This window comes from Paenibacillus alba (assembly GCF_013204855.1).
Classification (GTDB): Bacteria; Bacillota; Bacilli; order Paenibacillales; family NBRC-103111; genus Paenibacillus_E; species Paenibacillus_E alba.
In genome coordinates, this window is sequence record NZ_JABMKZ010000008.1 from 190,608 (window position 1) to 212,163 (window position 21,556).

Annotated in this window: 17 protein-coding genes; 14 read left to right on the forward strand and 3 right to left on the reverse strand. The window is 45.0% G+C overall.

Annotation, left to right across the window (positions count from 1 at the left end; all coding sequences use genetic code 11):
* Positions 1-16 precede the first annotated feature (16 nt).
* Entirely contained in the window at positions 17-415 is a 399-nt protein-coding gene (locus HQN90_RS13835; protein ID WP_173219235.1) for a hypothetical protein, read from the forward strand.
* 136 nt (positions 416-551) lie between these two features.
* Here HQN90_RS13835 and HQN90_RS13840 read toward each other — a convergent pair whose 3' ends face one another.
* Positions 552-1,217, reverse strand: coding sequence for a FadR/GntR family transcriptional regulator (locus HQN90_RS13840; RefSeq protein ID WP_173219238.1), 666 nt, complete (start codon positions 1,215-1,217; stop codon positions 552-554).
* 339 nt (positions 1,218-1,556) lie between these two features.
* Here HQN90_RS13840 and HQN90_RS13845 point away from each other — a divergent pair, with 339 nt between their 5' ends.
* From HQN90_RS13845 to HQN90_RS13860, 4 genes are all read left to right on the forward strand, one after another.
* Positions 1,557-2,717: a mandelate racemase/muconate lactonizing enzyme family protein gene (locus HQN90_RS13845; RefSeq protein ID WP_173219241.1), complete on the forward strand. Its 1,161-nt coding sequence runs from the start codon at positions 1,557-1,559 to the stop codon at positions 2,715-2,717.
* Between the two features lie 48 nt (positions 2,718-2,765).
* Entirely contained in the window at positions 2,766-3,410 is a 645-nt protein-coding gene (locus HQN90_RS13850) for a bifunctional 4-hydroxy-2-oxoglutarate aldolase/2-dehydro-3-deoxy-phosphogluconate aldolase (RefSeq protein ID WP_173219244.1), read from the forward strand.
* Positions 3,407-4,330: a dihydrodipicolinate synthase family protein gene (locus HQN90_RS13855; protein ID WP_173219247.1), complete on the forward strand. Its 924-nt coding sequence runs from the start codon at positions 3,407-3,409 to the stop codon at positions 4,328-4,330. The genes HQN90_RS13850 and HQN90_RS13855 overlap by 4 nt, the downstream gene beginning before the upstream one ends.
* Before the next feature lie 192 nt (positions 4,331-4,522).
* A complete protein-coding gene (locus tag HQN90_RS13860) occupies positions 4,523-5,305 on the forward strand; it encodes an SDR family NAD(P)-dependent oxidoreductase (RefSeq protein ID WP_173219250.1) in 783 nt (260 codons plus the stop codon).
* Here the strand turns inward: HQN90_RS13860 and HQN90_RS13865 are convergent.
* Entirely contained in the window at positions 5,302-6,099 is a 798-nt protein-coding gene (locus HQN90_RS13865) for a response regulator transcription factor (protein WP_173219253.1), read from the reverse strand. The two genes, HQN90_RS13860 and HQN90_RS13865, sit on opposite strands and share 4 nt — an antisense overlap.
* Positions 6,096-7,823: a histidine kinase gene (locus HQN90_RS39600; protein ID WP_173219256.1), complete on the reverse strand. Its 1,728-nt coding sequence runs from the start codon at positions 7,821-7,823 to the stop codon at positions 6,096-6,098. Before HQN90_RS39600 ends, HQN90_RS13865 begins: the two co-directional genes overlap by 4 nt.
* Positions 7,824-8,140: 317 nt before the next feature.
* Between HQN90_RS39600 and HQN90_RS13875 the strand changes: the two genes are divergently transcribed.
* The 9 genes from HQN90_RS13875 (at position 8,141) to HQN90_RS13915 (ending at position 21,529) form a co-directional block, all read left to right on the forward strand.
* On the forward strand, positions 8,141-9,448 hold the full coding sequence (locus tag HQN90_RS13875) for an ABC transporter substrate-binding protein (protein WP_173219259.1): 1,308 nt from the start codon (positions 8,141-8,143) through the stop codon (positions 9,446-9,448).
* 71 nt (positions 9,449-9,519) lie between these two features.
* Positions 9,520-10,401 (forward strand): carbohydrate ABC transporter permease, encoded by an 882-nt coding sequence (locus tag HQN90_RS13880; protein WP_173219262.1) that lies wholly within the window; start codon positions 9,520-9,522, stop codon positions 10,399-10,401.
* A gap of 8 nt (positions 10,402-10,409) precedes the next feature.
* On the forward strand, positions 10,410-11,225 hold the full coding sequence (locus HQN90_RS13885; RefSeq protein WP_173219265.1) for a carbohydrate ABC transporter permease: 816 nt from the start codon (positions 10,410-10,412) through the stop codon (positions 11,223-11,225).
* A gap of 126 nt (positions 11,226-11,351) precedes the next feature.
* Positions 11,352-15,002: a glycoside hydrolase family 2 TIM barrel-domain containing protein gene (locus HQN90_RS13890; RefSeq protein ID WP_173219268.1), complete on the forward strand. Its 3,651-nt coding sequence runs from the start codon at positions 11,352-11,354 to the stop codon at positions 15,000-15,002.
* 265 nt (positions 15,003-15,267) lie between these two features.
* On the forward strand, positions 15,268-16,152 hold the full coding sequence (locus HQN90_RS13895; protein ID WP_173219271.1) for a carbohydrate ABC transporter permease: 885 nt from the start codon (positions 15,268-15,270) through the stop codon (positions 16,150-16,152).
* Positions 16,149-17,030: a carbohydrate ABC transporter permease gene (locus HQN90_RS13900; protein WP_246362332.1), complete on the forward strand. Its 882-nt coding sequence runs from the start codon at positions 16,149-16,151 to the stop codon at positions 17,028-17,030. Before HQN90_RS13895 ends, HQN90_RS13900 begins: the two co-directional genes overlap by 4 nt.
* Positions 17,031-17,064: 34 nt before the next feature.
* The gene (locus HQN90_RS13905) at positions 17,065-19,089 is read left to right on the forward strand and encodes a beta-galactosidase (RefSeq protein WP_173219274.1); all 2,025 of its coding nucleotides are present in this window, start codon (positions 17,065-17,067) and stop codon (positions 19,087-19,089) included.
* A 291-nt stretch (positions 19,090-19,380) separates the two neighbouring features.
* On the forward strand, positions 19,381-21,207 hold the full coding sequence (locus tag HQN90_RS39605; protein ID WP_173219277.1) for a histidine kinase: 1,827 nt from the start codon (positions 19,381-19,383) through the stop codon (positions 21,205-21,207).
* Positions 21,208-21,277: 70 nt separating this feature from the next.
* Entirely contained in the window at positions 21,278-21,529 is a 252-nt protein-coding gene (locus HQN90_RS13915) for a hypothetical protein (RefSeq protein WP_173219280.1), read from the forward strand.
* The last annotated feature ends 27 nt before the right edge of the window (positions 21,530-21,556 follow it).

The following is a 21,556-nucleotide window of genomic DNA, read 5'->3' on the forward strand; positions in this document are numbered from 1 at the left end:
AAGCGGACGAGCCGAGATGGCAGGGGTTGCACAATTATGCTCTGCAGCAGATTTAGCCGGGCTTAGCGCATCGGATGTATCCGATTGGCCGTCATGTAGCCAAAATAATCGAATAATTCTTGTAAAACGCTGTACTTCTATATCAAAATCAAACGTAGATTCGCTCTTGACCCTTATGGTTTCTTTTGCTGGTTTGGCAACGAGTATGGAAAAGGCAGCGGACCATTTCAACGTGGGTGCAGCCTTTATCCTCACTCGTTTTTTCTTTGTTCATTTCAAACAAAGCTACAGCAAACATGGACAAAGCGAAAGATGGAAGTACAAGCACCAACTGGGCACGTTCAATAAGTTTCATAATAAAAGAATATTGAACAGCCGAACATTACCGAATTTGAAGTTTACGGAAATTAGTTAAACCTGCGCTTGTCACCATTCCATTCGCGGCACAAGTGGTAAACAGTGAAATTTGCATAAGGACTCTCCCAAACTTGAAATTTCGGTTGTGGGGGAGTTTTTTAGTTACTCTTCGTTATCACTTTGGCCGTTCCTACCTACTGGATAAACACGCGCAGCATTTCGCGAATATGCGCTTCCATTAACATTTTGGCTTGTTCGGCATGTCTTTCTTCCATAGCTATGGCAATTAAGATGTGGTAGTTTGATGCTTTCGTGCGCATATTAGGGATGGTATTGGTTTGTTTTCTTGCTTCCACGGAAATGGGGGTAATCATGGACATCATTCTGATCAGGACCGGATTATTGGCCCCTTCTGCAATGAGTTGATGAAAGGCCATATCGGTTTCGAAGAAATCCCCCCCTTTTTGCATTTGTACAACCATTTGGTCCGCTAGGTAACGCAATTGTTGGATTTGTGAAGCTGTTGCATGCTTAGCGCATAGCGCTGCGAGTTCGGGTTCAATGAGCAGCCTTGCTTCAAGCAGTGAAACTAATGAAATATTCCCAAGCTGCTCAAGAGTCGTTGTGGGGTCTTCTAGTAATAAAGGATCATTGCGCAAATACATGCCTCGGCCGTGCTCAATGCTGACAATGCGTTGATTCTCTAGAATACGCAAAGCTTCCCGAACGGTAGATATGCCCAGAGAAAGTTCTACTGCTAACTGTTGTACTGTTGGCAGCCGATCTCCGGCTTTCCATTCTCCGCTCTTTATTTTTTCCTTGATTGCTTGTATTGCGGTTTCATATGCCATCGTTTTCATATTTAAAGACCTTTCTTTTTTCAATAGACTTCAAGATCAATTCTAGCATAGCTCAGATCACCTTGAAAAAAAAGAGACATACATACGATCTTCTTGGAAAATCATATCGTCAATAAGGATAGTTATGATGACTTCAGTAAGTTTATTTATATAGATATGATGAATTCATAATTAAATTATACCCATAATTAGGTAGAAAGATTCAAAATTAGAGCGAATACAAGCGGTTTATTTAAAATAATGAAAACATATGATTGACATACGCTAAAATAGATCATATCATAACATCATAAAGATATGATCTATTTTATTAAATTTCATTTTAGCGGAGGTTATCTTATGAAAATTACAGACGTGAAAGTATGGTTGGTTGAAGGGATTAAGTACAATTGGACAATGATCAAAATTTATACCGACGAAGGTTATACAGGGGTCGGAGAAGCGACGAACTGGCCAGGAAGTCCCATCGTTGAAGCAGCGGCTAAGCATGTGGGTGAACGCATCATTGGTCTGGATCCGATGAGAACGGATTTTATTTGGACGAAGTTATATCGCGATTTGAACTGGGTTGGACCTTACGGAGCAAGTATGTGCGCGATCAGCGGGATCGATATGGCATTGCTTGACTTGAAAGGAAAAGTATTAGGCGTTCCATGTTATGAGCTGCTTGGCGGAGCGTTCCGTACGGAAATCCCGCTCTATGCCAATTACTGGTTTACTGGCGGCGGTCATAACGCAGAGGATTATGCGGCGCAAGCCCTTAAGGTGAAAGAAGCAGGCTTCGGTGGACTGAAGTTCGATCCGTTCGCACATACCAACTATTTATATGGCGAAGATTTGTCCAGTAATTTGTCTCTGACACCTGAACTTCAACAAAGAGCTTATGATGTAACGAAGGCTGTTCGTGATGCGATCGGTAGTGACATGGATATGATGATTGAAACGCATGCAATGCTGAACTTCAAGACAGCTATTACGATGGCGGACAAATTGGCGGAGCTGGATATTACTTGGTATGAGGAACCTGTGGGACCTGAAAGCGCGGATACCTTGCAAGCGGTTCGCGATCGGCTGAATCCGAGAGTATCCATTTGTGTCGGTGAGCGCCATTATACAAGGTATGGCATTCGTCAGATTCTCGAGAAACAATTGGTCGATATTATTATGCCGGACATCACGCGCTGTGGCGGTCCGTCTGAAATGAAGCGGATGGCAACGATGGCGGAAGCGTACAATGTGCTGCTGGCACCGCATAACCCCAATGGGCCGCTTTCCACATTGGCAAGTGCTCATGTCTGCGCTTCAGTGCCGAATTTCTTCCGACAAGAGTTTATGTTCAACGATGTTCCTTGGAGAGATGAAGTGATCGATCATCCAATTGAAATGAAACAAGGACGTCTCGTGTTATCTAACCGTCCGGGGTTAGGCGTCGATTTAGTCGAGGAAGCTATGGAAGCGCATCCGGGAATTCGGGAAGCCAGACCGGGATTCTATGTATAAGCGATGGATTGCATGGATTGCAGTCAGGTATAAGGCGGAGAAGCGCGTATGAATAAATCGGCTAATCTACAGAAGCTCAAAGATTCAGGAATTGTTGCTGTGATACGCCGTCCGAATCCGCAACATATTCAGCATATAGCGAATGCGTTGGTTGAGGGCGGTGTAGGCGCGTTGGAGATTACAGTGGACACGCCAGGTGTCTTCGAAATGATTGCCAGTCTGAAGAAAGCCTTGGGTGAGCGTACTTTGGTAGGGGCCGGAACCGTATTGGATGCGGATACGGCGAAACAGGCGATTCAAGCAGGTTCCGATTTTATTTTTGCCCCAATTTTGGACATAGAAACAATTCGAGTAACGAACGCTTACGGGAAAATATCCATACCTGGCGTCATGACGCCAACTGAAATTGTTACCGCTTATAAGGCGGGCGCTGATTTAATCAAAGTTTTCCCCAGTAATGTTTTGGGGGCCGACTATATCAAGGAGCTTCAAGGACCTTTGGGACACATTCCCATGATGCCTACTGGCGGAGTGACCCTGGATAATGCAGATCAGTTCATTCGGAACGGGGCTGTTGCTGTCGGGATCGGCGGCTCTTTAGTGAAACAAGATGCCGTAGAGGCTGGCCGATACGAAGAATTGACACAGATAGCAAGGAAATTCGCGCATCTCATTCAGGAGGCTAGAAAATGAATATAAAAAAAGAGCAGGATCAAGTGGAGATCAGAGGTGTATATCCAATTATGGCTCCTCCATTTCAGGCGGATGGGGAAATCGATTGGGATGATTTTCGAACTTTAATTCATCATCTGTCAAAGTCCGGCATTCAGGGTCTGACCATGTTCGGGATTGCGAGTGAGTTCTATAAGTTCACGGATTATGAACGGAAAGATCTAGCTGCCATATTTGTTGATGAGCTGCAAGGTACTGGCGTACGAAGCGTTCTCTCGGTCACGGATCATAGCACGGAAATAGCTGTCAAACGTGCGAAGGAATATGAAGCAATCGGGGCAGATGCATTAATGCTGCTGCCTCCTTTCTTCCTTCGTCCTAGCATGGAGGCGATTAAAGAACATATCCGAGCCGTGGTGAGCGCTGTAACCATTCCTGTGCTTGTACAATACGCTCCGTCGGAGACGAATGTGGAAATTGCCATTGATGAGTTAATCGAGATCTATGACGCGTATCCGAATGTTGTTTTCAAAATCGAGTCCAACCCGCCGATGGATACCATAAACGGAATTCTGCAAGAGCGGCAGCAAGCTGTCATTATGAACGGTTATGCTGGTTTATATATGCTGGACGTATTGCAAGCCGGCGGGAAAGGTGTCATGCCAGGCTGTTCGTTTGCTGAAATCTACGTTGAAATTTATCGATTACATCAGAGGGGGTGCGAAAGCGAGGCGAGGCAGCTTCATCAGAAGCTACTCTTTTATATTTCGCGCTGGATGAAAGATTGCGAGTATATCATTCAAGTCGAGAAGAACATTTTACAACAAAGAGGTTTGATCAAAACCGATTATTGTCGGAAACCTTCTTATCCTTTAAATCAGGATGATAGGGACATGATCCGCCAGTTCTTAGAAGAGTTTGGTCCTATATTGAATAGATAATGGGAGAAAGCACCAAAAAGACGGCATTCATTTCAGTACTGAATGGAATGCCGTCTTTTTGTGAATTTAAGGATTTTTTCAAACAATTACGTCACTTGTAAGCATCAGGCATCCATAATACGATGTGTACAGGCACGGTATTGTGTTTGGATACAGCAAGTGGTTACCATTCTGGCAAAAGGGGAGCTTACAATGGCACTAAACATTGATCTGAACGGCCAAGTTGCGATTATTACTGGTGCATCTGGGGGTATCGGCCTGGGGGCAGCGCGTATGCTGGCAAAAGCCGGTGCTTTTGTTGCAGCATGCGCAAGAGAAAGCAGTCCGGAGTGGAAACAATTCGAATTGGAGCAATTAGCATCAGGTAAGCCGTGTTTGTTTACTGAAATCGACATAACGGATGATAAATCAGTTAGATCTTTTGTACAGATGACTGTTCAACAATTCGGAGGTATTCATATTCTTGTTTCAAATGCAGGAGCAAATATGTTTAATGGTGCTGCTGACTGTGAGGCAGACTTGTGGCAGCGCAACATGGATCTCAATCTGAAATCCCACTGGATGATGAGCCAATGCTGCAAGCCATATCTGGAACAAAGCGCCAGCGGCGTTATCGTGATCATGACTTCGAATCATGCCATCGCAACCATCCCAGGGTGCTTCCCATACAATGTGGCCAAGACGGCATTGACGGGCCTCGTTCGCAGCCTTGCTGTCGAATGGGGACCTTCCATTCGCACGGTTGGCATTGCCCCGGGATTTATTGACACGCCAGGCAACGATGCCTGGTTTCAATCGTTCCCTGACCCGCAAACGGAACGAGAGCAGACTGTGCAACGGCATCCAGTCGGGCGCTTGGGTACTCCCGAGGAGATCGGCGCCTTCTGTGCGTTCTTGGCCAGCTCGTATGCCTCATTTGCCTCGGGCTGCACCTATGTAGTGGATGGTGGTCGCACAGCGCTGCTGCAAGATTAATGTCCTATTATGGCGACGGTGCCAAGGGTGCGGCGGTATTCAGAAGGTGTTTGCCCAACGATCATCTTAAAAATCTCATTAAAGTGGCGGAACGTTTTGTAACCGACAAGTTCTGCCACTTCATAACTTTTATACTGCAAGTCGGCAAGCAGATACTTGCTTCGCTCAATGCGCACCAAATGGATAAAATGACTTAGGCTATGGCCCGTTTCCTCCTTGAATATTGTGCTGAAATAGGAAGAGCTCAAATGAACCTGACTTGCGATGTCGGGAACGGAGAGCTCTTTTTCGTAGTTGGCCTCAACGTACTGAACCGCCGTTAGGATCCATGGGTTGGTAGATTGAATGTCATATGTCGCGTTCCATGAGCTCTCGCCAGCAATACCTTCAGCAGTTGAATTCACCGATGCTGCTGACGTTGCAGCGGCCTTTGAAGCGCGCTCTAACGTTTCAATAATGACCGCCGGATCGCATGGCTTCAAAATGTAATCGAGCACACCTGCCTTAATCGCCGAATAGGCATAATTGAACTCCGCATGCCCTGTTAGTAAGATGACTTTGATATGCGGCCACCTGCAGGTTATTGTACGGCATACCTCAATGCCATCTATGCCCGGCATACGAATGTCGGAGAGTACGATGTCCGTGGTGTTTCTTTCCAACCATTCAAGCGCTTCCCCTCCGTCAGGAAAATCAGCCACGACTTGGAACGACGGCGATCGATCGATTATGCGTCGCAAACCTTCTCGGATGTTAATCTCGTCATCAATGAGGACAACTCTTGATGGTTTCATCCTGTTGATTCATCTCCTTTACTTATCAAGCTGGGGAACGTAATCGTAATTTGAGTACCAACACTGACTTCACTCTCAATTTGCACGCCAAATGCCTCCCCGTAGTGAAGCCCAAGTCTTTCATGCACATTGAGTATCCCAAGCCCTTTGTCACTCTGTTGACCTTCCGCCGATCGTCTCTTTTTGAGCAGCAGCTTCAGCTTTTCCTCCGGAATGCCGGCCCCATCGTCAGAAATAACGAGCGTAACGATACCTTGACTCTCTGCGGCTTCAATGCGAAGCTCTTTGGCCGTTTTTTTCGGTTCAATGCCGTAAGTAATCGCGTTCTCCACGATCGGTTGAATGAGCAGACGAGGTATTTGGCAGCTGAGCAGCTCTTGCGGGACATGGATATGGGTTTGAAAGCGCCCAGGGTATCTATATTGAATGATCGAAATATAGCGCTTGATGTGCCACAGTTCTTCTTCGAGCGTTGTCATTGAGGAATTAGGATTTAGGGCATACCTCAGCATTTGCGAAAGGTCTAGAATGACTTGCGATGTTTTGGACCCGCCTTCAGATTCCAATCCCCAGAAGATATTGTCGAGTGTGTTATAGAGAAAGTGAGGGTTAACTTGCGCTTGCAGCGCTCGCAGCGTGGCTTTGCGCTCAAGATCCTGCTTCTCGTACACCTCTTGCACCAAGTAACGAAAATTTTCCACCATGTAGGTAAAATGCAGGGCAAGCTGTTCGCTCTCTTGATTGAAATAATGCTGTCGGTTCACCCTCACTTTAAAATTTCCGAAAGCGACCAATTTCATCTTCCCGATGATGTCTCGTATCGGCTTCGTTAGGAACGAAGCAAACAGTGTCGAAAATATGATCGTTGCTAGGATGAGCCCGCAGCCGACCCAAAAGCTCGTAATATAAATCTCGTTCAAACCTCGGGTTAGTTCAAGTTGTGGGGTAATCGCTACAAGCAGCCAGTGGGTATAAACATCTTCGTATGATGTGAATATGTAGCCTTGATCGTAATAACTATGACGGTTGCGAAGCTGCTCATACATCGATGGATGGCTGGCGAACAGAGCTTTCATATGATTATGATCTTCTTCGCTCAAATGATTCATGATCGGTTCGCCGTTCTCGCTTATAAGCATCATCACCGTTGATGAAGAATTCTTATCTCTTTGGAGAATATCGGTCAGGAAATTCAAATTGATGGTATAGGTCAAGTAACCGAGGATTTCATTGGGATTGAGCAGGTTGACCACTGCCCGTGTACCGGTCAACGTGTAGGGGGTGCTGATTTGGCAAAGCTGGTCTTCCGTGATGGACCAATAGGTGGCACCTTGCAACGTTTCAGAACCACGTCGCATGGCATCCGTCATAATTTTCTGGAAGCAGATGCCTGAGGATACGGTTTCTGCGGTTATGGAATGGAGTTCCATATAAGAAATAACGTTCGTATCCACGAATGCGGTGCTTAGAGAGTCACGAATAGAGCTGAACGTAAGTGGATCCATAGCCCCATTACGCTTAGCTTCGATTAATGTTTTTTGCAGCAGCTTATTATTGATTGCCTTATTCGTCGTATCATGCGCAACCTGAAGGATGCGCTGCAAATTCTGGTCTGTTTGATTAAGCGCCAAATTGATGTAATGGTATGAATTGTGTTCAATCACACGAGTGGATTGCCGAATCGTCGCGTACGTAATAATAACCATTGAAATGAGTACGAGCACAATCCCTCCAAGTGAGAGTTGATGCCGCAATTGCTTCCATGGCAGATATGATGAAAATAAGTTAGATATGAGAATCACCTGCTCTGCATGCGATATTTGAAAGCGCTCTAATTGTACCATTTTCACTAATTAGACAGCAATATTCAGAAGCAAGTACGTGAATTTAAGGATTTTTTCCAAAAATTACGTTACTTGTGGGAGTCAGTCTTTCATACTACGATAAATACAGGCTTAGCATACAGCTTGAATGACAGCAATCGTTCATCGTTTTTCAAGCTTCTTGCCGTGTCATCCATATAAGGGGAGTGAATGTTTCTATGAGAACTAAGAATTGGTCCAAATCGAGTATTGCCGCCATTCTCGGTTTGATGATCGTGTCGAGCGGTTGCAGCAGCAATCCAAGCACAAGTACAACATCGGATTCAAGTAAACCAGCTGAAAGCAGTTCGGGCAATCCAGTCGTCGTCAAAGCTTGGTATCATCAATATGGCGAGAAAGAAGCCGTTGAGTTCCTCAACAACTGGACAGCGGAATTCAATAAAAGCCAGAGCAAGATCAAGCTCGAGACGACGATCGTTGCAGGCGGAGTTGCGGACTACTATTCCAAGCTGAGTACCGCATTTGCAAGCGGAGCGGGGCCGGATTTTTTCGAAATGGATGCCTCGGACTTCTCTAAATATGTAAGCTCAGGCATCGCTGCTCCGCTGGATGATCTTATTACAGGAGATATCCGCAAAGATTTCAACGAAAAAGCACTGGCTGGAAATTCGAGCAATGGCAAATTGTATGGCATGCCTTTCATCATTGACGCGATTGGCTTGTACTACGACAAAGATGTGCTCAAGGCGGCCAATATCCAGCCTCCGAAGACATGGGATGAGCTGCGCGATGCGGCTAAGAAGCTGACGACACCGGAACGCAAAGGCTTCACGCTTAGCCCGATTCGCGGGGGCTACCAGAACTATGAGTTCTGGCCGTTCCTGTGGGCAGCAGGCGGCAATGTACTTGACGACAGCGGCAAGAAGTCGACTTATGACAGTGACGCTACGCGCAAAGCTTTGCAATTATATCGTGATTTGGCGAAGGATGGCTCCATTTACACGACCTTGCAGACGGATAGCTGGGATATTAACTACCTGCTCAGCGGCAAAACGGCGATGCAGCTTTCTGGTATCTGGGCTACGCCAACAATCGAAAAGTCAGGCAAGAATATCGGTTTAATGCCGTACCCAGCCGTAGATGCACAAGGCAAACAGACGTCAACACTCGGCGGCTGGAACATGATCGTGAGTTCTAAAGGTCATCAGGCAGAAGCGAAGGAAGTCATCCGCTGGTTCTGGCTTGAGGGGACGGATCGGATGGGGCAGTTCAACACCATTGGCGGTTTCCACCTTGCGCCCCGCAAATCCGTACTGGAGGCGAAGAAGGATATTTACAACAAACCGATTTACAAGGATTGGGTGGATACGGTCGTTCCATTAGGACGCAAGGATCTATCATTGCCTCCGGAAGTGGTGACCGCAACGAACGACGCCGTACAAGAAGCGCTGTTCTCGATGGACCGCAATATTGATACGATCGTGAAAGATGCGGATAAAAAAGTGAAAGAAGCGCTCGCCAAATAAATCATCTTCAAATGCGCAAACAGGTGCGGTGACACGCCGTGCCTTGCTTGCGAAAAGAATAGAGGGATAGTATGAACAAATGGGGTAGGGAGCAATGGATTGCTTATCTATTTATGTCACCAGCCGTACTGCTGCTGCTTGCGTTCGTCTTTTTTCCGTCCGGTTACGCATTCTTTGTCAGCTTACATGATTGGAACTTGCTTGGGGGAAGAAAGTTTATCGGGTTCGGCAACTATGCGCGACTTCTCAACGATACTTATTTCTGGAGATCGCTAGGGCGTTCTATCCTCTATGCGTCTATCGTAGTGCCACTCGTATTTGTTTTCTCGTTCGGTCTCGCATTGCTAGTGCGTCATATTGGGAAGTCGAGCAACTTTTTCCGGACGGTTTTCTTCTTTCCGAATCTCGTCTCTACGGTGATCAGCGTACTTATTTTCCGCTTCATTCTGGATTCGGCTCCTTCGGGGTTGATGAACTATCTCATCGGCTTTCTGGGTTTTGAACCTGTCTCTTGGCTGGGAACGACCAGCGGTTCATGGTTCGGACTCATCAACGTGTTTTTCTGGACCTCGATCGGCTTCTACATGCTCATCATGCTGTCAGGGCTGCTCGACATACCTGTTGATTACTATGAGGCTGCACATATCGATGGGGCTAACAGGTGGCATTCATTCTGGCATATTACGGTGCCGCAAATGAAAAATTCGATGGTATTTGTGTTTATCGTCAACATTATTAACGCCTTCCAATATTTTGATCTGTTCCTTATTATGACGAAGGGCGGGCCGGCGAGGTCGACTGAAATTACAGTGCTTTATATTTACAATCTGGGCTTTGGTGAGTTGAGACTAGGCTATGCTTCAGCGATATCGTTCCTGCTGTTCCTGCTCGTCTTCGTGCTGACGCTTGTACAGGTGAAGTTATTCCGAGTCAATAAATCAGTGAATCAATAGGAGAAGCTATGAGACAAAAACGACCATTCTTGCATGTGATGGCAATCTTTTACACGATTGTTTCGCTGGTGCCAACGTTTTGGATGGTGTCAGGCTCGCTTAAGTCACAAAATGACTTCAATCAGTACCCGCCAAGTTTTATTCCTCAACAGATGCACTTTGAAAATTTCACGAAATTATTTAACTCTTTTCATTTCGATGTGTACTTGAAGAATACGATCTTCGTTACCGTCGCCATCGTTCTGCTCTCCTTGCTCGTTAATTCGATGGCTGCTTATGCACTGGCAAGACTGACATTTCCGGGCCGCAATATCATCTTCTTGTTCGTGCTTGGATCTATGATGATTCCGTTCGCCACGTATATGATTCCGCTGTTCATGGTTATTCGGCAGCTCGGGTTAATCAATAATCTTTGGGGTATTGTTGTTATCGCCATCGCTCATCCCTTCTCCATTTTCTTGCTGCGGCAATTCTATATGAATTTTCCGAAAGAACTGGAAGAAGCAGGACGAATCGATGGTCTTGGACTGATAGGCATTTTCTTTCGACTCATTGTGCCTACATCGAAACCGATCTTCACCACGGTAGGACTGCTCGTTTTCATTTGGAATTGGAATAACTATGTGTGGCCGCTTATCGTAACGAATGATAAATCACTTTGGGTGCTGCAGCTTGGTATTACCAGCTTTATGAGCGAGCACTCGGCGGAATTTCAGATGGTTATGGCTGGTTCTCTAGTAGCTATCTTGCCAATTGTCGTGTTGTTCTTTTCATTACAGCGTTATCTGATTGAGGGGATTTTATCTTCGGGGATCAAAGGATAAGAACTAGCTAGAGACATTGGATTCGCAGGGAAAGGAGGTGAAAGTTGTATTTAAGGTCTACATGTGGCAGGTAAAATAATGAGTTTGACATGTAGAGGGTTGTATTCAATTTGAGGAGGATGGTTAATGAGAACAAAAAAAGGGTTGAGTATCTATTTAATTGTCATGATACTTTTTACATGTTTCGTGCAATTTGCTCCCCAATCAGCTGAGGCAAATGCAGTTTGGTCAAGACCCCAGATCGTACCTATACCGACATCGGTATCCGGCGTTGCGAATCCTGTCATTAGTCTAAGTGGAACCTGGAAATTTAATATGACGACTCCGGCAAATTTTTGGCAGAACGCGGTAGATCCTTCATCATGGAGCGATATACAGGTGCCTGGTGAAGCGTATATGCAAAGTTTTAACATCATACAGAATTATGAATACCCTTACAAAAAACAGGTTAGCATTCCTTCGGATTATAGCGGCAAGCGGGTTGTATTAAGATTTGAAGGGGTATACAGTTATGCACGGGTGTGGGTAAACGGGAATTATGTCCGAGATCATAGCGGAGGCTTCTCGGGGTGGGATGCAGATATAACCAACTATGTCACCCCAGGGCAGTCAGCTTGGATTACGGTAGGTGTTACCGACAAGTCAAATGATATATCGAATGAGGATCAATATGCGAAGCATAATATCGGAGGCATATTGAGAGACGTTAAGCTTGTAGCTTTACCTCAGAGCTATGCAACCAGGCTTCATGCATCGACGGATTTTGATGCAACGTATACAAATGCGACTTTGAATGTTTCAGGAAGCGTATACTTCAATGGCGCAAGTAACGCGACACTCAACTTTAACCTGAAAGATCCACAGGGGAATAATGTTGCGATCAGTCCAAGTTCAATGAACCTCTCAGCATCGACGGCTGAAAGTACCGTAAGTATGCCTGTAGCTTCACCGCAGAAATGGGATGCGGAGCACCCTAATTTGTATACACTAACGGCAAACTTAGCTGTCGGAGGTTCTATCGTACAAACAATTACCAAAAAAATAGGCTTCAGGAAAGTCGTTAAGAGCGGTAATCAAGTGTTCGTAAACGGCAAGGAAATTAAGCTAAGAGGCGTCAATGTGCATGATATAGATCCCTTATTGGGGCGGGCAACGAATGATGCGCTTGATGATGCGACGGTTGCCAAATTTGCCGACGGCAACATTAATTTCATTCGAACGTCGCATTATCCGCGTTCGGATGCTTTCCTTGATGCCGCTGACAAGTACGGCGTATATGTAGAGGAAGAAAGCGCGGTAGTATGGCAGGGTGGCGAATGGGGGGCAAATCCGAATACCGTTAGTGATCCGAACTTCACTGCTAATTATATGAACCAGTTCTCGGAGATGCTGGAAAAGGATTTGAGTCATCCCTCCATTATCGTTTGGTCATTGGGAAATGAAACAGCTTGGGGAGCCAATTTCCAGAAAGAGCTTGATTATGCCAAAGCGGAGGACCCGACTAGGCTTACCATCGTAAGTTGGGGGAATACAGCAGCCGACATTAACAGTTCGCACTATCCCAATTATAATGGAAATATGGCCCCGTCTGCGGCGCAGCCTACGCTGCATGACGAGTATGTTCATGTAAACGCATACAATACGGCTACGCAGCAGCGTGATCCGAATGCCAGAAATTTTTGGGGAGAAAGCATCAAGAAATTCTGGGAAAACATGTTCCCTACCAGCGGGGCGCTCGGAGGTGCGATATGGGCTTCTACGGACGAGGTATTTCAGTCGCCAAACTCGAGTGGAGGTTATGGTGAATGGGGAATTATTGATGGCTGGAGAAGGGATAAGCCTGAATTCTGGTTGACCAAAAAGGCTTATTCTCCCGTACGTATAACGGATGCTCCTGTCGCGAATCCAGGCAGTGGCAATACGCTGCAAATACCGATTAAGAATTGGTTTGACCATACGAATTTTAATGAAATTTTCTTTAACTGGAGCGCAGGTTCTGATTCAGGCAGCATAACCAACCTGAACTTAGCACCCCATGGCAATGGTACACTCGTCATTCCAGCACGAAACTGGCAGAACGGCGATATTCTAAATATTAAAGCGGTTAAGTCTTCGAAACTGTTTGATGAATACAACCTGTCTATAGGGACGCCAGTGAAAACGTTCCCAGCTGTTCAGGGGCCTGCTCCAAGTGTAACTGAAAACGCTTCGAGCATTACCGTATCCGGCTCCAACTTCAATGTCGTATTCAGTAAATCTTCGGGACAGGTAACAAGCGGAACCTATAACGGAAGCACAATTATTGTTGGCGGACCGAGAATAAATCTGGCGCCTGTCGATCTTCCAGCATGGTCACTATCCGGCATAAGCCAATCCGTGCAAGGTAACCAAGCTGTTATTAGCATTTCCGGCGCATACGGCACCATGGGTGCCAACTTCACGGTAAGTGTAGATGGCGCAGGACTCGTTACTACCGGGTATAGTCTTACCAATCCGATAGCGGGGGCGAAAGAGACTGGTGTTATCTATGATGTATCAGGTTCAGTCGATCGATTGAGCTGGGATCGGAAAGGCTTGTGGTCCGCATATCCTGCTGATCATATCGGTAGAAATACGGGAGTGGCCAATAAGATTAGCGGAAACAATGATACGTACAGAGTCAAACCTACGTGGTCATGGTCGCAGGACATGAAGGATTTCTTCCTCTTTGGAAAGGGCGATGCCGGAGGGCGCGGCACGAATGATTTCAGAAGCCAGAAGGAATATATCACTTATGCCTCGGCCATCATGTCTGGCTCCAATAACCGATTAAGGGCCGAATCGGACGGTACGGCAGCGGTGAGAATGGAGCTGAATAAAAATTGGATTGATGAGAGGGATTCTTCCATTAGCTACAGCGGAACATGGACAGCTTTTAGTGATGCAGGAGATTACAAAGGTACGGAAAAATACAGCAATACGGTAGGCGCCTATGCGCAATATACATTTACAGGCACAGGCATAAGCTTTATAGGACCCAAGAATAACAATTTGGGCACGGCTGATATCTATATAGACGGAACGGTTGCACAATCAGATATTAACCTTAATGCGGCAAGCAAGAATTTCCAACAGGTACTTTATAGCAATACGGGACTGTCAAATGGCACACATACGATCAAAGTTGTCGTTAAAAGCGGGTACGTTGTCGTTGATGCCTTTGTACCGTCAGGCGTTTCATCCACTAGTATTGCCATGGCTATCAATAACCAATGGGGCTATGACGATTTGGATTGGGGCAACTATGAAACTGCAATTACGGTTCCCTCGGGTTACAGCAACACCGTTAAGATGAGACTCACCGACAACGACAGTTACAACATCGGGTACAATCCCGTAACCCTAACAGTGAATGACAACACAACTGGAACAGGAAGCAACCAGTTCAATTATGTGGGAAGCTGGTCCTACTACGGTAGTCAAAGCGGAGCCTATCAGAATGATAACCACTATTCGAACACCACGAACAATTACTTTCAGGTGGCCTTTAACGGCACGAAAATACAGTGGTATGGTGCCAAAGCACCGAATGTAGGCATAGCGGCAGTTTCCATCGATGGGGGAGCAGAAATTAACGTTGATCAGTATGCATCGACCAGGTCTGACAACGTACTTCTATTTACCAGTCCGACCTTATCAAGCGGCTCCCATACGCTGAAGGTAAGGGTTACAGGTACGAAGAATGCGAGTTCGTCCGCTACATTCCTAACAGCGGACAGGGTCGATATAACCAATTAAGGAATAAACCGATTTTGATCGGTTTGCCGGAGTAGATCAAACCGTCAGGAATTTTCCTGGCGGCTTTTCTATATGTAAATTTTCCGTTTCATCAAGTCCAAAGGAAACGGCTTATTTGATCGGCCAACAAAATTTATCAATTGAAAGCACAAAAATTATCATGTGAAAGCGTGTGCAATCTCTCTAAAATTAGCCTTACAGAAGGATGATTTAAGGGGAATACCTTGTCATTACAACATCAGAGATCTAGGAATGAGGGTAGCACATGAATAACATGATGCAAAAGAGAGTGCTTGTTGTTTCTTTTTTGGCGTTGCCGGTTGGATTATTGCTGTTATTTCTGATTTACCCTACCGTGAAGCTGTTTGAATACAGTTTGACTGACTGGAATGGGATCAGCAGGGAATTGAATTTTGTGGGATTTGACAATTATTTGAAAGCGCTCAAAATGTCGCAGGTGTGGCAATCGCTTTCAAACAACTGGCTTTATTTTATCATCCATGCCTTGCTGATTCCGTTTGAGATTTTATTAGCGGTTATGCTAAATGCCAAAATGAGAGCTAGTGAATTTTTTCGCTCTATCATTCTATTGCCCTACATCATCAATGGTGTAGCTGTCGCATACATTTTCAGCTATTTGTACAACCCAGTAAACGGTCCAATCAACGAGATGTTAACAGCTATTGGCCTGGAAGGATGGATTCATAACTGGTTAAGTGATGTGAAAATTGTAAACTATTCGCTTGTTGCTATCTCGCTATGGCGGTTTGCAGGGTTTCATATCATCTTATTTCTAGCGGGCGTTCAGTCCATTCCGAACGATCTGTACGAAGCTGCAACGATTGACGGAGCCAATAAAATGCAGCAGATTCGTTTTATCGTTCTGCCAGGCATTCGCCGCGTCATTGAAATTATCTTGTTCCTGAATATTCGGGGAGCGCTCCAAGTATTCGATATTCCTTTCTTAGTTACACAAGGCGGTCCGGGGACTTCCAGCAGTACGTTCACGATTTTCACGATCAATACAGCATTTAAGTTCAATAGTTATGGTTTAGCATCGGCAATGGCCATTATCTTGATGATTATGATCATCGCATTCAGTTTCATTCAAAACTTATTGATCCGTGAGAAGGGAGAAAAATCATCATGAGCATGTCCCAAACAGAGATTGCCATCAAGCCAAATAAATTGGAAAAGGCTAGCATGTTTTCCCTCCTCGGTAAAACGCTTTATTATGTCGTTCTAGCGATCATTACGTTAATTATTTTCGTACCGCTGCTTGTCGTTGTTTTCGCAGCTTTCAAAACATCGCCGGAGCTTGCGGCAACATCGCCGTTTTCGCTTCCGAAGAGCTTGTCGTTGCACAATTTCGCCGTCGCATTCGAGAAAGCGAATATGCTGGTAGGATTAATGAACTCGCTTAGCGTTACGTTATCAAGCGTTGTCATTAATGCGATTCTCGGAGCAATGACGGCATTCGTGCTGAATCGATTTAATTTCCGTTTCAAGAAAACGATCTTTCTGTTATTTATTGTGGCATCTGTCGTTCCCGCTTATACAACAGAAGTAGCCCGTTTTCAAACCATTAAGTCACTAGGGCTGTACAACACAATTTTCGCGCCGCTCATTATTTATGCGGGCACGGATTTGATGCAAATTTTCATTTACTTGCAGTTCATTGAGAAGATATCGAAGCAATTGGATGAAAGCGCGCTCTTGGACGGCGCCTCCTATTTCCGGATTTTCCGCTCGATCCTTTTCCCGCTCTTGCTTCCAGCTACGGCTACACTGGCGATTATCAAAGCCGTTGATATTATGAATGACATGTACATTCCGTATCTATACATGCCATCTAAGAAGCTAAGCACGTTATCAACCGCTCTGATGACGTTTGTCGGCGAACGGGCGACTTATTGGAATGAGCTGGCAGCTGCTATTATTTTGGTTATGCTTCCAACTATTGTGATTTACTTGGTTTTGCGTAAATTTATTTTTGCCGGACTCATGGATGGAGCGATGAAAGAGTAGATCTGATCGATTATTCAATTTGGGGGTATATCCAATGATTAATGACAAACTGCCATACATCTATTATGGCGGCGATTATAATCCTGACCAATGGCCTGAAGAAGTGTGGCAAGAAGATATGAGAATGTTTAAACTAGCGGGCATTAATATCGTGACGCTGCCCGTGTTCAGCTGGGCGAAGCTGCAGCCCTCGGAGGATACCTACGATTTGGAGTGGCTGGATAAAATCGTTGACACCGTCTCTAAGGAAGGCATTTTCCTATGCTTGGCTACATCAACTGCGGCGCAGCCAGCTTGGATGTCGCGGCTGTATCCGGAAGTGCTTCCCGTTGATGTTGACGGAAGAAAGCGCACGCATGGCTCCCGCGTTAACTTCTGTCCAAACAGCAGCGTTTACCGAATGTTTTCTCAGCGCTTGGCAACCAAATTAGCAGAACGTTACGGGAATCACCCCTCATTGCTCATTTGGCACATCGGCAACGAATATGGACCGCATTGCTATTGCGACACCTGTGCGTCAGCATTTCGAACTTGGCTGCAAAATAAATATGGTTCCTTAGAAGTCGTTAATCGTGTATGGAATATGAGTTTCTGGTCTCATACGGTCTATGAATGGGAAGAAATCGTAGTGCCAACGAATTTGAACGGATATAATAAGTGCTTTCAAGGAATCGCACTGGATTATAAGAGATTTATGTCAGATTCTATCTTGGCTTGTTATCAAGGCGAGTACGACGTGATTAAAGCAATTACGCCGGATATTAAGATCACATCGAATATATGGGGACTATTTAACGGTTTGGATTTAAAGAAATGGGCCGATCATATGGATGTTGTTTCCTGGGACAGTTATCCTCAAATGAATGAGCCGATGAGCAACGTCGCGATGAGGCATGATTACATGAGAGGGCTCAAGGATGGACAGCCATTCATGCTGATGGAGCAGACGCCAAGCCAACAAAACTGGCAGCCTTACAATAGTCTCAAAAGGCCGGGCGTTATGCGCCTTTGGAGTTATCAGGCGATAGCCCATGGAGCAGATACGGTAATGTTTTTCCAATTGCGCCGTTCTGTCGGAGCCTGCGAGAAGTATCATGGCGCTTTGATTGCTCACGCGGGTCATGAGCATACAAGGGTATTTAAAGAGTGTACGCAATTGGGACAAGAACTGCTCGCATTGGGAGATACGCTGCTGGATTCTGTAACAGAGTCCAAAGTAGCGCTGCTGTTTGATATTGATACATGGAATGCGGTGGAAATGACCAGCGGTCCTAACGTTGATCTCGATTATCTCAAGCAAGCGCAGAAATATTACAAAGCGTTCTATGATTTAAACGTTAGCATAGATGTCATTAGTCCGCTTAGCGATTTTTCCAAGTATGAATTAATTATTGCTCCAGTGATGTATATGATGAAACCTGGCGTGAGCGAACGGCTGGAGTCATTTGTGAAGCTGGGCGGGACGTTTGTCACATCGTTCTTCAGTGGGATTGTGAATGAGAACGATCTTGTAACGCTTGGCGGCTATCCAGGTGAATTGCGTGATCTGCTGGGGATTTGGGTAGAGGAAATAGATGCGCTTCAGCCAGAAATGACGAACACCATTATCATGCATGGATCGTTCGGAAAGCTCCAGGGAGAATACGAATGCGGGCTATTATGTGACTTGCTGCACCTAGAGGGAGCTGAGGCGCTTGGCGGCTATGGACGTGATTTCTACGCTGGCATGCCAGCAATCACCCGGAATAAATTCGGGCAAGGCGAAGCGTACTATGTAGCAACAGACCCTGATGCGAAGTTTCTGGAGGAGTTCAGCCAAACCCTGTGTGAACGCCTGAATTTGCCCAGAGCTCATCAAGCACCATATGGTGTCGAAGTTAAGAGCAGACACAAAGAAGGCAAAACGTATACCTTTGTGTTGAATCATAATGCTTTCGAAACAGTGATTCTATTAAATGAAGGAACTCATAAGGATTTATTGTCTCACCGAGTTTACGAGCATGCGTTGGTGCTGGAATCGCACGGGGTAGCGATTCTGGAAGTTGTGGAACCGGCATAATCCTTGTTAGGCATGAACTAAACTTAGAATTTCCCAAGGGAAGGCAGCCATGTCTTCTCTTGATTTTCTTTACTATATTTAGGGATAAAATGGAAGTATTAGGGTGTTGACGAGGCGAGTAATTAAACTTATGATGACGGTAGGTTGATGTCGCAACGTGACGAAATTAGGGTTTAATAGTTAATGAAAGCGTAACAACTTCGTCACACTAGGTGTCCCAGCTATCCCGTCAGATGTGGGAATATGTAATAACATGCATAGTTGTTACTTGATAACGGGGGGGATACAGCAGTGAGAATATTCAAAAAAAGATGGCCAATTACTTCGATCCTTTACGTGATGTTCTTTTTCGTTGTAGTGATGCCCATTGTTTTAGTTGCGTTGTTGTCATTACGAGCCTACACCAATATTTTACTGACCAACATTACCTCGCGTACGATGCAGACACTCGAACAAGTCTCTTACTCCATTGATCAGGAAAAAAGCAGGTATATCAGGACGGTCGCCGCCATTGCCTCGGATAATAATGTCATTTCTCTTGCCACTTCCTTCCATCGCAGCACGGAACCCAAAGATTTGTTCAATTATTCCTTCCAACTAGAAAATCAACTGAAAAATTATTTGCACGATATGCCTGACGTTGTTTCTGCGATGTTCATCTATCGCGACGGGGGCGCCTACTTTTTTGAGGGTACTCATTTTCATAACATCGATACGCGGATCAACGAAAATTATTTGAAGGTGACGTCACTTTATCAAAAAACGCTTCAAAACCAAGGACGAGTCCAATTATTCGGTTCTGAAGAGAACGTATTGATTGAGTCGAATGATAAATATATTTTGTCCGCAGCTATAGCTCCTCCGTATGAAAGGTCATTCAGCGATGTAGAGATGGTCTATTTTGTGATACAAGCAAAGATGTTCGAGAATCTGGCAGAATCCACGTCCAACCAAAACGGCAGCTTTATCATCCTTGATGGGAATGGAAATATCATGTTGGACACGAGCAAAGATAAAAATCAAAATATCGAAAAGCAGGCGATCGAGCAAGCCCAAGATAAGAAAACCGGCAATTTTAAAACCATGGCTTACGGCGAGCAAATGTTTGTTACTTTCCTGACCATGGAGCGAGCGGATTGGAAAATTATCTACATTACTCCGTATGATCAGATGACTTCTCAGGTCAGGCAAATATATAAATTTATTATGAATGTATCTGCGGCAGGTTTGGTCATATTTCTGATTGTATCGTTCTTCCTCGTTCGTAGTATCGTAGGTCCGATCAAATCATTAATCTATCAAATGAATAGAGTGAAAAGTGGATCCTTTCATGTCGATCTGGAGCTTTCAGGGCCACTCGAGATTTATTCGTTAGGAAAAACATTTCAAAGTATGACGGGGCGGATCCAGGAACTCATCATCGAAAGGCAAGAACAAGAAAGGCTCAAAAACCGAGCAGAAATAGATGCGCTTCAATCTCAAATTAATCCTCATTTTTTGGTCAATACCTTAAATGCCATAAAAATCATGGCGATGTTGTCCAAAGCTACCAATCTGGTTGAAATGACGGATTCTCTCATCAAATTGTTATCTTCTACGTTTCATCGGGGTGGTTCATACATTCAATTATTCGATGAGTTGCAGAGCTTGGAAAAATATATCCATATCATGAAAGTTCGCTATGGCGACCGATTCAAAGTCGAATACGACCTCGACGAAAGTGTGATGCACACTTATATTCTCAAGCTGCTTCTGCAGCCCATTTTGGAGAATGCGATTATTCACGGATTTTACGGCAAAGAAGCGATGGGAATCGTCAAAATTACATGTAAAACTCAGAGAGACCAACTCATCATTACAATCACTGACAATGGGAAGGGGATGGAGCGGCGGACGATGGAAGCTTTGCTCCAGGAGAAAAAAGTGGAGTCGCTTAGCGGTATAGGCATTGCCAATGTCAATGATCGAATTCGCTTAAATTACGGAGAACCGTATGGATTGGAAATCGAGAGTGAGTTGGGGGTTGGAACAGAAGTCATTGTTGTATTGCCGCTCTTGGTCAATAATCCGGATCAACCTTCGACTACTTGTGTATTGATTGATGAAAAGTCTGCTTAGACCGATGTTGCCAGCACGATAATTTTATCCAGATGAACAGAGAGATGGATAAAGGGGGTCGACGTATTCTATGAAATTCTGCTTATATGATACCAAATATGATCGAATTATTCTCATTGAAAAAAACTTTCTTTCCGCGTTGATGTTGAAGGATAAGTTCGGACTGTCTGTTGATATTGCCGTTCTTCCCATTCTATCAGAGAAAGAATACCTGTCTTTTCCGAGTTCGTTTCGTGGAGAAGTTAGCGGTCGTTCTTACTTGCTGTACGAAGTTCCAGGTGTTATCGAGCTAAAATATGATCAGGTTATTGTTCAGGATTAAATGATCATATCGGCTTTTATTCAGATT